At 58.4% G+C, this 12,089-nt stretch carries 9 protein-coding genes, 1 tRNA gene and 3 pseudogenes; 4 read left to right on the top strand and 9 right to left on the bottom strand.

What is annotated here, in order from left to right:
* Positions 1-442: 442 nt before the first annotated feature.
* Positions 443-961 carry a DsbA family oxidoreductase gene (locus tag ACA058_RS21405; RefSeq protein ID WP_497639981.1) on the top strand — a complete coding sequence of 173 codons (519 nt, stop codon included), beginning with the start codon at positions 443-445 and terminating at the stop codon, positions 959-961.
* A gap of 320 nt (positions 962-1,281) precedes the next feature.
* Here the strand turns inward: ACA058_RS21405 and ACA058_RS21400 are convergent.
* Positions 1,282-1,539: pseudogene (locus tag ACA058_RS21400) on the bottom strand (oxidoreductase); the annotation flags it as partial.
* Positions 1,540-1,600: 61 nt separating this feature from the next.
* Between ACA058_RS21400 and ACA058_RS21395 the strand changes: the two are divergent.
* A protein-coding gene (locus ACA058_RS21395) for an IS3 family transposase (RefSeq protein WP_497634978.1) occupies positions 1,601-2,820 on the top strand; the annotation gives its coding sequence in 2 pieces (ribosomal slippage) (positions 1,601-1,946 and positions 1,946-2,820; 1,221 coding nt in all).
* Positions 2,821-2,856: 36 nt separating this feature from the next.
* Here ACA058_RS21395 and ACA058_RS21390 read toward each other — a convergent pair.
* The 4 genes and pseudogenes from ACA058_RS21390 to ACA058_RS21375 form a co-directional block, all read right to left on the bottom strand.
* Positions 2,857-3,720 (bottom strand): annotated as a pseudogene (locus tag ACA058_RS21390) (alkene reductase); the annotation flags it as partial.
* A 44-nt stretch (positions 3,721-3,764) separates the two neighbouring features.
* Positions 3,765-4,097: a carboxymuconolactone decarboxylase family protein gene (locus tag ACA058_RS21385; protein WP_014860758.1), complete on the bottom strand. Its 333-nt coding sequence runs from the start codon at positions 4,095-4,097 to the stop codon at positions 3,765-3,767.
* 362 nt (positions 4,098-4,459) lie between these two features.
* Positions 4,460-4,720: pseudogene (locus tag ACA058_RS21380) on the bottom strand (Arm DNA-binding domain-containing protein); the annotation flags it as partial.
* 132 nt (positions 4,721-4,852) lie between these two features.
* Positions 4,853-4,928: transfer RNA gene (locus ACA058_RS21375), tRNA-Asn, on the bottom strand.
* A gap of 230 nt (positions 4,929-5,158) precedes the next feature.
* On the opposite strand from ACA058_RS21375, the gene ACA058_RS21370 reads away from it, so the two are divergent.
* The gene (locus ACA058_RS21370) at positions 5,159-5,389 is read left to right on the top strand and encodes a hypothetical protein (protein ID WP_046817880.1); all 231 of its coding nucleotides are present in this window, start codon (positions 5,159-5,161) and stop codon (positions 5,387-5,389) included.
* Here ACA058_RS21370 and ACA058_RS21365 read toward each other — a convergent pair.
* The gene (locus ACA058_RS21365) at positions 5,386-5,598 is read right to left on the bottom strand and encodes a hypothetical protein (RefSeq protein WP_497635784.1); all 213 of its coding nucleotides are present in this window, start codon (positions 5,596-5,598) and stop codon (positions 5,386-5,388) included. The genes ACA058_RS21370 and ACA058_RS21365 overlap by 4 nt on opposite strands.
* 140 nt (positions 5,599-5,738) lie before the next feature.
* Positions 5,739-6,935 (bottom strand): amino acid aminotransferase, encoded by a 1,197-nt coding sequence (locus ACA058_RS21360; RefSeq protein ID WP_497635783.1) that lies wholly within the window; start codon positions 6,933-6,935, stop codon positions 5,739-5,741.
* A 368-nt stretch (positions 6,936-7,303) separates the two neighbouring features.
* Between ACA058_RS21360 and uvrB the strand changes: the two genes are divergently transcribed.
* Complete coding sequence (gene uvrB, locus ACA058_RS21355) at positions 7,304-9,319, top strand: excinuclease ABC subunit UvrB (protein WP_497635782.1); 2,016 nt, start codon at positions 7,304-7,306, stop codon at positions 9,317-9,319.
* Positions 9,320-9,435: 116 nt separating this feature from the next.
* Here the strand turns inward: uvrB and ACA058_RS21350 are convergent, their stop codons facing one another.
* Together ACA058_RS21350 and ACA058_RS21345 are read right to left on the bottom strand one after the other, a co-directional pair.
* Positions 9,436-10,986 (bottom strand): MDR family MFS transporter, encoded by a 1,551-nt coding sequence (locus ACA058_RS21350; RefSeq protein WP_497635781.1) that lies wholly within the window; start codon positions 10,984-10,986, stop codon positions 9,436-9,438.
* Positions 10,976-12,064, bottom strand: coding sequence for an HlyD family secretion protein (locus ACA058_RS21345; RefSeq protein ID WP_497635780.1), 1,089 nt, complete (start codon positions 12,062-12,064; stop codon positions 10,976-10,978). The genes ACA058_RS21350 and ACA058_RS21345 overlap by 11 nt, the downstream gene beginning before the upstream one ends.
* Positions 12,065-12,089: the final 25 nt, after the last annotated feature.

Genomic DNA, 12,089 nt, shown 5'->3' with positions numbered 1-12,089 from the left:
CACTTGAAATCAGGTCGGCTATAAGGCCGCCTCGCTTTGCTTTTGATCGCGGCGACCCCCGGAGCAATGCCGGAGAGAGGGCATGCCGAGCCACAGCGAGGCACCGAGTGGTGGGGCAAGAGCCTTTTGGTTACTTTTGGCTGGGCTGGCATTCCGGCTCTTTCAAAAGTGACTCGCTGTAAAAGCGAAACCCTAAGTGGCCGTTACCGCAGCAACAGATATACACCCAATCCAAATATGCACCTGCAGCCCCCAACCTAAAGTGAACAGCATTACCCTCCCTGGGAGCTTTCACGCCTTCACTGAGTACAAGTGAAAGAAGGCTGAATGTTGGCTGCAGGAGTCTTCAATGTCGATCGCGACAAAGGCAGCGCTGTTGAAAGTCGCGGAAACCCAAATGCGCTCCAAGGGCTATTCCGCGTTCAGTTATACGGGACGAGTCATGCAAACTTCTTCGAAAAAATATGCAGTGGATATCTGGTCTGATTTTGTTTGCCCTTGGTGCTGGGTAGCCAAGCGTCGATTCGAGCAGGCGCTCGATAAATTTGCTGAAAAAAACAATGTACAAGTCAACGTCAGGGCCTATCGCCTGGCGGCGAATTACGCGCCAGAGCCTATGATCGCTGCCCTTAAACGCAAGCTCGGCAATCCGGATTCCGCTGTCGCGATGATGAACACCGTCAGTAACTATGGCCGGGCCGATGGGCTTGCTTACCGCTTTGACAGCATGCTGTTTGGCGATACCGCAGATGCCCATGTACTGGTCAAGGAGGACGAACATATCGCCGCGCAACTAGGTTCGGGCGTGCCTTTGTTTGTATTCGACAATGCCTTTTCATTGTCCGGCGCTCAGCCTGAGTCTGCTTTTCTTGAAGCGCTGAACAAGATGCAGGAGAAGTCGAAAGCCGAAGATGACACATTCAGCGGTCAAGTCTGCGGCATAGATGGTTGCAAAATTTGATCAGCAACAGCGGTGCGGCACCGGGTTGTGCCGCCCTTCATTCATATTGAGAGCGAGATCCAAATGAGCCGTATCGTTGAGTTGAGTGCTCAGCAGTTCGCCCGCTTTGTGGCCAAAGGCAGCAGCGTCGTGCTGTTTTCAGCGTGTGGCGGTGCCATCCTTGGCGGTGTTCCATGAGGGGCGGCTGCTGCGGGTCATGCCCGGATCCCGTTCAACTGGAACAATGAAAAAAGCCATTCTTGCCGAGTTGGACCGTTTGTAACGAGACGCCTGGTGTGCTCCTCAACGTCTGAAGTGGACAGTGATGAAACAGCGATTAATCAGGCTTTGGCTGCAACGTATTCCGGGTAGTCCGTGTAACCCTTGGCAATGCGATCGCTGACACCGTAGTAAGTCGCGCGATCACCCTCTGCCAGTGGCCAGCCGTTCTGCATGCGCTCCACCAAATCGGGGTTGGCGATGTAGGCCGTACCGAAGGCGATCAAGTCGAGTTCACCTTTAACCAGTTCCGACTCAGCGAGGGTTTGGTCAAACCCACCGGCGGCCATCAAGGTGCCTTTGTAGGCTTCTGAACGAGCCCCATGAAAGACAGGACACCGTTTCCCCCTTACGATAAGGGATAGGCAAACGGTTATGTTTATGACTAACAGCAACGATAAGAGTGGGGAGCTTTTGGGCCAGGAACGGCGGCGCCGCTGGAGCCCAGAGCAAAAACTGGCCATGGTTCGCGAGAGCCTTGAGCCAGGGCAAAGCGTTTCGGTGGTGGCTCGGCGCAACGGCATCAATGCCAACCAGCTGTTCCAGTGGCGCAAGCTTTACCAGGACGGCAGCCTGTCGGCGGTCAGTGCTGGCGAAGCCGTGGTGCCTGCCTCCGAGCTGAGCGATGCGCTCAAGCAGATCCGTGAACTGCAACGGATGCTGGGCAAGAAAACGATGGAAGCAGAAATCCTCAAAGAGGCCGTGGAGATCGCCCGGTCGCGAAAATGGATTGCGCACTCACCCTTGTTGCCGGGGGACGACCAGTGAAGCTGGTCAGCGAATGTCTCGGTGTGGCGCGCTCGCAATTAACGGTTCGAATCAAACAATCGGTATCGCCCAAGGCACGGCGAAGCAGACCTGTGGACGACGCTGAGTTGGTGGTTGAAATCCAACAGCAGGTCAGCGAGTTGCCCAGCTATGGCTACCGTCGTGTCTGGGGATTACTGCGCCGGGAGCGTGAAACCCAGTCGCTGCCGGCGATCAACGTGAAGCGGGTGTACCGAGTCATGCGTGATCACAATCTGTTGCTTGAGCGCCGACTCAAACAGCCCGGCGTGCCACGTCGGCACGAAGGCCGTATTGCGGTGAAAACCAGTGATACGCGGTGGTGCTCGGATGGTTTTGAGTTCCGCTGCGAGGACGGCGCCAAGCTAAGCGTGACCTTCGCCTTGGACTGCTGTGATCGCGAGGCCATCGGCTGGGTCGCGAGCCCGACCGGGTACAGCGGCGATGACATCCGCGATTTGATGCTGGAAAGCGTGGAGAAGCGCTTCGGTGATCAACTGCCCGCCACGCCGGTGCAATGGCTAAGCGACAACGGCTCGGCCTACACCGCCGAACAGACGCGCCTGTTTGCACGGCAGATCGGCTTGCAACCGGTGACCACGCCAGTGCGCAGCCCGCAGAGCAACGGTATGGCCGAGAGCTTCGTGAAGACGATCAAGCGTGACTACGTGGCGCACATGCCCAAGCCGGATCGAGAAACGGCGCTGCGTAACCTGGCCATTGCCTTCGAACACTACAACGAGCAGCATCCGCACAGCGCCTTGAACTATCGCTCACCGAGGGAGTTCAGGCGATTGGCGGCAGCATCAATTTAACAGGGAGTTGGTGTCCGGTTTTGTAGGGGCAAGTCCAGCTTCACGGAACGCGGCGCCGAACCCCGGCGGCGTTTCAGCGGCGACGATGGTCGGTTGGTAGTTCAGGTGGACGTAGGCCAGTTCGCGTTCATTAAGCGCTGCCGCCATGCTCATCCAGGTTTCTGCTTCGCCTTCGTACACGCCAAAGTCATACAGGCGGCCAAACGGCGAGAACCGTACGCCAACCTTCGAGCCGCCGATTTCGGCAGAAATCGCGTCAATGGTTTCCAGCAGAAAGCGCTGGCGATTGGCGATCGAGCCGCCGTACTGGTCGGTTCGGGTGTTCAAGGCGCTGCTGAGAAACTGATCGAACAGGAACCCGTTGGCGGCCATGATTTCGATACCGTCAAAACCGGCTTCCATCGCCATACGCGCAGACTTCACAAAGTCAGCGATGACACGTTTCACTTCATCCGTTTCCAGCGCACGGGGCACGCTGGGTTGCACAGGGCCGGATTCGCCAGGCTCGATCCAGGCATAGACCGTAGTTTCGACCGCCGGCTGAGTACCCGAAGAAACCGGAACCATGCCATGCACTGAAATATGGGACATACGGCCAACGTGCCATAACTGCGCGAAGATCTTCCCGCCCTTGGCATGCACCGCGTCGGTGACCTGACGCCAGCCTGGCAAGTGTTCGTCGGCATAAATACCTGGGGTGTACAGGTAGCCACGGGCCTCGTCGGAAATCGGCAGGCCTTCGGTGATCAGCAGACCAGCAGAAGCACGCTGTGCGTAATACAGCGCGGTGAACTCGTTAGGGATGTTGTCCAGGGTCCGAGTGCGGGTCATGGGGGCCATGACGACCCGGTTTTTTAGTGCAATACCGGACAGATCGTAAGGGGTGAGCAGTTTGTTCATGATTAATCTCGAAGTCGTTAACAGGTTGAAAGTCAGCGTTTGATTTACGACTTATCGAATGCGTCCAGCACATGTGTGCTGTACACCAACGCGGCACCGGCGTTCATGTTGATTGCCACGCCCAGTGCTTCGGCGACTTCCTCACTGGTGACGCCAAGTTTCTTGGCTTCGGCGGCGTGGAAGGCGATGCAACCGTCGCAGCGGGTGGTCACGGCCACGGCGAGGGAGATCAGTTCCCGGGTCTTCGCGTCCAGGTGATTGGTCTTGCCGCCAGCAGCGCCGAGTGCCGCCATGCCTTTCATTGTTTCCGGAGACAGGCCGTTTAGTTCTACCAAGCGAGTATTGATGTCTTTGCGGGTTTGTTTCCAATCTTGCATGGGATTCTCACAGGGATGGTGGTGATTACAGTTATAAAATAACTTGTTAATAAGCTACCATCCAGTTGGTAGGCGTACAATGTGCTCATGCTGATTTTCACTATCAACGCAATCGAAGGTATGGATAATTAGGTCCTGAACAATAGGAAAATCGCTTAATGGGGATGACGATTACTGGACTGTTGATTGTCAGCACCGCTTGCTGTCAGGCATCGTCGAGACACTCACATACTGATAAAGAGACGGGCGCTGGTTGGCGCATGAAATGGCCAAGTGGATAGGTTGCTGCAGAGCAGTTAGGAAGGGATATGAGTTCCGCAGTGGGCACTCTGGTAGAAGTAGGCATCCATCACATCGCTGTGAGGGTCAGCGCCATCCGCCAGCATCCGCTTGACCTCCAAGCGCTTGCGGCGCGCATCGGCGAGGCCAACGATGGGGTAGTTGCCGAATGAGGTCAGTCCTTCCTGGCCATCAGGTTTGACGTATCTGAGACGCCAGCCTTTGCGGCCATTGGGTTGGACTAGAAGGTAAAAGCCGTCGCCGTCGAAAAGCTTGCAGGCGCGGTCTGTGGGCTTGGCCGAACGGCAAGCGGCGTCGGAGAGTGGAGCGGTGGTGCTCGCCATAAGGGTATTCCCTTATATCGAACTGACTTTTATCGCAAACTTTACGACGGAACGCCAAAACGAAAAAACCCGCCAGAAGGCGGGTTTTTCAGGGCTATCAGAGATTTTGGAAGCCTTCTCTGGAACCTTGTATGGCTCCACGACCTGGACTCGAACCAGGGACCCAGTGATTAACAGTCACTTGCTCTACCAACTGAGCTATCGCGGAATGGCGCCTATGTTACTGATTCAAAAAGAGAAGTCAAGCGTCTCATAGTAAAATGAGGGTTTCATCGGGACGGACGGTGGTTTATCGGTGATTGGCGGTTACCGGAATTGCTTGCGGAGGCTAACATGGCTACCCGGAAGTGGTTCCACGCGCTGCCGGCCATTCGCCGATAAGGTACGTGCCATGACTTGTTTGACCGCCGCAAAACCTCGAAACGACGGGGTGTTCCCATGAGCATCGCGCAAATCAGCCTGCCCAAGGGAGTCGGCCCGCACGCCGAAAAACTGTTCGATGCAATCACCCAGGCCAGCAACGCCGATGAGTTGAACCGTGCGGGGGGCAAGGCCGAGGGTTTTGTCCTGGGCCTGGAAAGCACCAAGGCGATCAAGAGCCAGGTCGCTGAATCGCTGTATGTCGCCTATGACGATGCCGCCAGCCAGCGCGCGACCGAACTGGCCTAGCCGCCGAAGGTAATGGTGCCAAGCATCAGTTTGGCGTAGAGCGCCGTGGCACCCAACTGCACCAGCCACAGGGCCAGGCCGCCGAGAAACACGCCTGCAGCGACTTGCATCACCAGGTTGTTGCCGCGTTGTTTGGCCGGCGTGCGGGGGATGAAGTCATCCAGGTCATCCAGGTCATCGCGGTCGGCGCGTAGGTCATCGTTTTTCATATCGGCTCTCGTAAGAAATCTCGGGTGTACATAAAACCTGTGTGTAGTTTAGAGGGGTGGGTCAAGCCTTTGAGATTTATCTGCGACAAATAAAAAACGGGAAGCCAACAGGCTCCCCGTTTTTCGCATCAGCAGACGGCTCAGATCACCTGAACAATCGCATCCGTCACAACCTTGATGTTGCTCTGGTTCAGCGCAGCCACGCAGATACGGCCGGTGTCCAGGGCGTAGATGCCGAACTCATTGCGCAGGCGATGCACTTGTTCAACGGTCAGGCCGGAGTAGGAGAACATGCCGCGCTGACGACCGACGAAGCTGAAATCGCGCTGCGGCGCGTTTTTCGCCAGGGTGTCGACCATCTGCGTGCGCATGCCACGAATGCGCAGGCGCATTTCGGCCAGCTCGTCTTCCCACTGGGCGCGCAGCTGCGGGCTATTGAGTACGGCGGCGACGATGCTTGCACCGTGGGTCGGCGGGTTGGAGTAGTTGGTGCGGATCACGCGTTTGACTTGCGACAGTACGCGCGCGCTCTCTTCTTTCGATTCGCTGACGATCGACAGGGCGCCAACGCGCTCGCCGTACAGCGAGAACGATTTGGAGAACGAGCTGGAAACGAAGAAGGTCAGGCCCGATTCGGCGAACAGGCGCACGGCAGCGGCGTCTTCGTCGATGCCATCGCCGAAACCTTGATACGCCATGTCGAGGAACGGCACGTGACCTTTGGCTTTCACCACTTCCAGGACGTTGTTCCAGTCCGCCGGGCTCAGGTCCACGCCGGTCGGGTTGTGGCAGCAAGCGTGCAGCACGATGATCGAGCCGGACGGCAGGGCGTTCAGGTCTTCCAGTAGGCCAGTCCGATTCACGTCATGGGTGGCGGCATCGTAGTAGCGATAGTTCTGTACCGGGAAGCCAGCGGTTTCGAACAGCGCGCGGTGGTTTTCCCAGCTCGGGTCGCTGATCGCCACGACGGCGTTCGGCAGCAGTTGCTTGAGGAAGTCGGCACCGATTTTCAGTGCGCCAGTACCGCCAACGGCCTGGGTGGTGATGACACGGCCAGCGGCGATCAGCGGCGAATCATTGCCGAACAGCAGTTTTTGCACGGCCTGGTCGTAGGCGGCGATGCCGTCGATTGGCAGGTAGCCACGGGAAGCGTGTTGAGCGACGCGAATGGTTTCGGCTTCGACAACGGCGCGCAGGAGTGGAATTTTCCCCTCCTCGTTGCAGTAAACACCGACTCCCAGGTTGACCTTGTCGGTACGGGTATCGGCGTTGAATGCTTCGTTGAGGCCCAGGATTGGATCGCGTGGTGCCATTTCGACAGCGGAGAACAGGCTCATTTTTGCGGCGGCTCTGAATGGAGAGTGGAGGGACGTGTCGCGCTCCAGCCGAATGCACTAGAGCGGTGCACAAACGGGGAGCTAGTATAGAGGCCATCCGCGATTGATGGCGACAGACGATTCGGCTTTTACAGTAAGTTTTTCCGATTATTTTTTCGACCGTTAGTCGAATGCCTGCGTCAAAGACTTCAAGGGATGTAGGACGTTTGCCTTGAAAGCGCGGGCAATCGGCTCCACATTGAGCACAATCCAGTATTTTCCTCGGGCGACGTGCGTCGTTTGCGGCCTTTCTCGTACCTGCCGGTTTGACTGTGCGGGTGCGATATCCCTGCTCCGAGAACCGAGCTCCGAGAACCGAGAGGTACTTCATGTCTGAATTCCAGTTAGTCACCCGCTTCGAGCCCGCCGGCGATCAACCGGAAGCCATTCGCCTGATGGTCGAGGGCATCGAAGCCGGGCTGGCTCACCAGACGTTGCTCGGTGTAACCGGTTCGGGCAAGACCTTCAGCATCGCCAACGTGATCGCCCAGGTACAGCGCCCAACCCTGGTGCTGGCGCCCAACAAGACCCTGGCCGCGCAGTTGTACGGCGAGTTCAAGGCGTTCTTCCCGAACAATGCCGTCGAGTATTTCGTTTCCTATTACGACTACTACCAGCCTGAAGCCTACGTGCCGTCTTCGGACACCTTCATCGAGAAAGACGCCTCGATCAACGATCACATCGAGCAGATGCGACTTTCGGCGACCAAGGCTTTGCTGGAGCGCAAGGACGCGATCATCGTCACCACGGTGTCGTGCATCTATGGCCTGGGCAGCCCGGAAACCTATCTGAAGATGGTTCTGCACGTGGATCGCGGCGACAAGCTCGACCAGCGTGAATTGCTGCGGCGCCTGGCTGACCTGCAATACACCCGCAACGACATGGAATTCGCCCGTGCGACGTTCCGTGTGCGCGGCGACGTGATTGATATCCACCCGGCGGAATCGGATTTCGAAGCGATCCGCATCGAACTCTTCGATGATGAAGTGGAAAGTCTCTCGGCGTTCGATCCGCTGACCGGTGAAGTCATCCGCAAGCTGCCGCGTTTCACCTTCTACCCGAAAAGCCACTACGTGACGCCACGGGAAACCTTGATGGGCGCCGTCGAAGGGATCAAGGTCGAGTTGCAGGAGCGCCTGGAATACCTGCGTTCCAACAACAAACTGGTGGAAGCACAGCGTTTGGAGCAGCGCACCCGTTTCGATCTGGAGATGATCCTCGAACTAGGCTACTGCAACGGCATCGAGAACTACTCGCGCTACCTGTCCGGCCGTGAAGCCGGCGCACCGCCACCGACCCTTTACGATTACCTGCCGGCCGACGCCTTGCTGGTGATAGACGAATCCCACGTCAGCGTGCCGCAGGTCGGTGCCATGTACAAAGGTGACCGCTCGCGTAAAGAGACGCTGGTGGAGTACGGCTTCCGTCTGCCATCGGCGCTGGATAACCGGCCGATGCGTTTCGACGAATGGGAAAGCATCAGCCCGCAGACGATTTTCGTCTCGGCGACACCGGGCAACTATGAAGCCGAGCACGCCGGGCGCGTCATTGACATGGTGGTGCGTCCGACAGGGCTGGTGGACCCGCAAATCGAGATCCGCCCGGCACTGACCCAGGTCGACGACTTGCTGTCGGAAATCACCAAGCGCGTCGCTCTGGAAGAGCGAGTGCTGGTCACCACGCTGACCAAGCGCATGGCCGAGGACTTGACCGACTACCTGGCCGATCACGGCGTACGCGTGCGCTATCTGCACTCGGACATCGACACCGTGGAGCGGGTGGAAATCATCCGCGATTTGCGCCTTGGCACCTTCGATGTTCTGGTGGGGATCAACCTGCTGCGCGAGGGCCTGGACATGCCGGAAGTGTCGCTGGTGGCGATCCTCGATGCCGACAAGGAAGGTTTCCTGCGTTCCGAGCGCTCGCTGATCCAGACCATCGGCCGGGCGGCGCGTAACCTGAATGGTCGGGCGATTCTGTATGCCGACCGGATCACTGGCTCCATGGAGCGGGCGATTGGGGAAACCGAGCGTCGCCGCGACAAGCAGATCGCCTTCAACCTGGCCAACGGCATCACGCCCAAGGGCGTGTTCAAGGACGTTGCCGACATCATGGAAGGCGCCACCGTGCCGGGTTCGCGCAGCAAGAAGCGCAAGGGCATGGCCAAGGCCGCCGAGGAAAACGCCAGGTACGAAGCCGAGTTGCGTTCACCGGGCGAGATCACCAAGCGCATCAAGGCGCTGGAAGAGAAGATGTACCAGCTGGCGCGTGACCTGGAATTCGAAGCGGCGGCGCAGATGCGTGACGAGATTGCCAAGTTGCGGGAGCGGTTGATTACGGTTTGAGATTTGCGGTGCCTGAATTGGCCTCATCGCGAGCAAGCTTTGCTCCTACAGGTTTTGTAGCGAACACCCCATAACCTGTAGGAGCAAAGCTTGCTCGCGATGGAGACAGCTCGGTCTCAATGTGCTTCCCCAGCCTTCAACCCCGCCGGCAATGTCTTGGTCAACAACACCGCCAGCATGCTGACCCCCAGCGCTATCCCGACAAAATGAAACGCATCGTTGTAGGCCATGATCGATGCCTGCTGGTGGGCGATCTCACTGAGCTTGCCCAGGGCTGCGGTCTCGCTGCCAAACCGATCCGTCAGTGACGCCATCCGCTCCGCCACCTGCGGGTTTGTCGGCACGATCGCTTCGCGCAAGTAATCGAAGTAGGTCTTGGTCCGCGCATCCAGCAGGGTGGCTAGGAGGGCGATGCCGATGGCGCCACCGAGGTTGCGCAGGATGTTGAACAGGCTCGACGCCGACCCCGCATCCTGGGGCAGGATGTACGCCGTGGCGATCAGCGAAATGGTGACCATGATCATCGGCTGGCCCAATGCGCGAACGATCTGGATCTGGTTGAACTGCGGCCCGGCGAAGTCCGGATTCAGCACCCCCGAGGAAAAGCTCGCCAGACCGAACAGGCCGAAGCCAATCGTGCACAGCCATTTCGGCGAGACAACCTTCATCAACTTGGGCACCAGCGGAATCAGGAACAGCTGCGGCACGCCCATCCACATGATGACTTCGCCGATCTGCAGGGCGTTGTAGTTCTGAATCTGCGCCAGATACAACGGCAACAGGTAGATCGACCCGTACAGGCCAACCCCCATCCCGATGCTGGAAATGCTCGATAGACCGAAGTTGCGATTGCCCAGAATGCCGAGGTTGATCAGCGGATTGGGTTTGGAAAACTGCACGATCACGAAGGTGATCAGGCTGATCAGGGCGATGCTGCCCAGGGTCACGATCAGATCCGACTCAAGCCAGTCCTTGCGATGGCCTTCTTCCAGGAACACTTGCAGACAGCCCAGACCGACGCCCAGGGTAACGATGCCAGCGTAGTCGGTGCTTTTGAGCAGTTCCCAGTGCGCTTCTTTTTTCTCCAGGCCGTACAACAGGCCGGCGATCATGATCAGGCCGGGCGGAATGTTGATGTAGAAGATGTATTCCCAGCCCCAGTTTTCGGTCAGCCAACCGCCCAGCGTCGGGCCGATGGAGGGCGCGAAGGTTGCCGTCATCGCAAACATGGCCATGCCTTTGGCGCGGTGATGTTCGGGGAGTTTGATCAGTGTAAGGGTGAACGCCAGCGGAATCAGCGCGCCACCGGTAAAACCCTGGAGGGCGCGAAAGACAATCATGCTTTCCAGGCTCCAGGCCATGGAACACAGCAGCGAAGCGACGAGAAACCCCAGTGACACCCACACCGCCAGTCGTCGCGCCGAGAGCAGCTGCACCAGCCACGCGGTCAACGGGATCATGATGATTTCCGCCACCAGGTACGAGGTGGAAATCCACGAGCCTTCTTCCAGTGTTGCCGACAACGCGCCCTGTATGTCCTTGAGCGAGGAGTTGGTGATCTGGATGTCGAGCACTGCCATGAAGGCGCCGAGCATCACGCTCATCACCGCGATCCAGTCCCGCCGGGTCGGTTCCCCGACCGTGCGGATCAGTTGATCACCGGCCATCGTCAGGGGTGTCTTTGCTGCTCACTTTGGTGGTGAGATCTTCAGGCGCGTCCTTGATGTTCACCTTGGCGGTTACCGACATGCCCGGGCGGATCTTGCCGCGCAGCGGATTGTCCGCGGCGAAGGTCAGTTTCACCGGAATCCGTTGCACGACTTTGGTGAAGTTGCCCGTGGCATTGTCCGGCGGCAACAGGCTGAACTGCGCACCCGAGGCGGCGAACAGGCTGTCGACCCGCGCCTGGATCGGCGTGTCGCCGTAGGCGTCGAAGGTTAGTTCGGCTTTCTGTCCGGGTTGCATGCGGCCAATTTGGGTTTCCTTGAAGTTGGCCTGAATCCAGATGTCTTCATCGGGCACCACCGACAGCAGATAGGCGCCGGCCTGCACGTATTGGCCATTGCGCGCGGCACGCTGGCCGATCAGGCCGCTGATCGGCGCATGGATTTCACTGCGGGTGAGGTTCAGCTCGGCCTGGGCCAGGTCGGCCTTGGCATTGGCGATCTGCGCATCGAGGCGTTTGATTTCGGCGTTCAGCGCATTGATTTGCTGGCGCTGGCCCTGGGCGTCCGCCTGGGCCTTGAGTAACTGTGAGCGGGCAATGTGATTGTCGGCGGAGAGCGTGGTCACGCGTTCTTCCGAGACATAACCGGGCTTGCGCAAGGTCTCGGCGCGGGTCAGGTCGATCTGTGAACGGCCGAGGCTCGCCTGGCTGGATGCCACTTGCGCGTCGCTGGCGGCAATCAGGCTGGCCTGCTGGGTCAGTTTGCTCTGGGCTTGCAGGCGTTCGGCCTGGCGGGTGGCGAGTGTTGCGTTGGCGCGGTCGACCGCAAGGCGGAAATCATCGCCTTCGAGCCTGATCAGCAACTGGCCTTTCTCGACGTGCTGGTTGTCCTGCACCAGCACCTGATCGATACGCGCCCCCAACTGGCTCGACACGCGGGTGATCTCGCCCTGGACATAGGCGTTGTCAGTGCTTTCATAAAACCGTCCGTTGAAAAACCAATGGGCAAAAAAGCCCCCGGCGATCAGCAGGACAATTAACAGGAAGATGGACAGGCGACGCTTGAGTTGGGCAGGCATGGGGCAAACTGTCGTCGAGAATATG

The organism is Pseudomonas sp. LBUM1649, assembly GCF_059716155.1.
This window is presented reverse-complemented; position numbering and strand designations above follow the sequence as displayed.

Bases quoted from the DNA above. Each gene is read 5' to 3' on its own strand.
- ACA058_RS21405 (WP_497639981.1), top strand. From the start codon at position 443: ATGCAAACTTCTTCGAAAAAATATGCAGTGGATATCTGGTCTGATTTT.
- ACA058_RS21385 (WP_014860758.1), bottom strand. From the start codon at position 4,097: ATGCAAGATTGGAAACAAACCCGCAAAGACATCAATACTCGCTTGGTA.
- ACA058_RS21370 (WP_046817880.1), top strand. From the start codon at position 5,159: ATGAGCATCGCGCAAATCAGCCTGCCCAAGGGAGTCGGCCCGCACGCC.
- ACA058_RS21365 (WP_497635784.1), bottom strand. From the start codon at position 5,598: ATGAAAAACGATGACCTACGCGCCGACCGCGATGACCTGGATGACCTG.
- ACA058_RS21360 (WP_497635783.1), bottom strand. From the start codon at position 6,935: ATGAGCCTGTTCTCCGCTGTCGAAATGGCACCACGCGATCCAATCCTG.
- uvrB (WP_497635782.1), top strand. From the start codon at position 7,304: ATGTCTGAATTCCAGTTAGTCACCCGCTTCGAGCCCGCCGGCGATCAA.
- ACA058_RS21350 (WP_497635781.1), bottom strand. From the start codon at position 10,986: ATGGCCGGTGATCAACTGATCCGCACGGTCGGGGAACCGACCCGGCGG.
- ACA058_RS21345 (WP_497635780.1), bottom strand. From the start codon at position 12,064: ATGCCTGCCCAACTCAAGCGTCGCCTGTCCATCTTCCTGTTAATTGTC.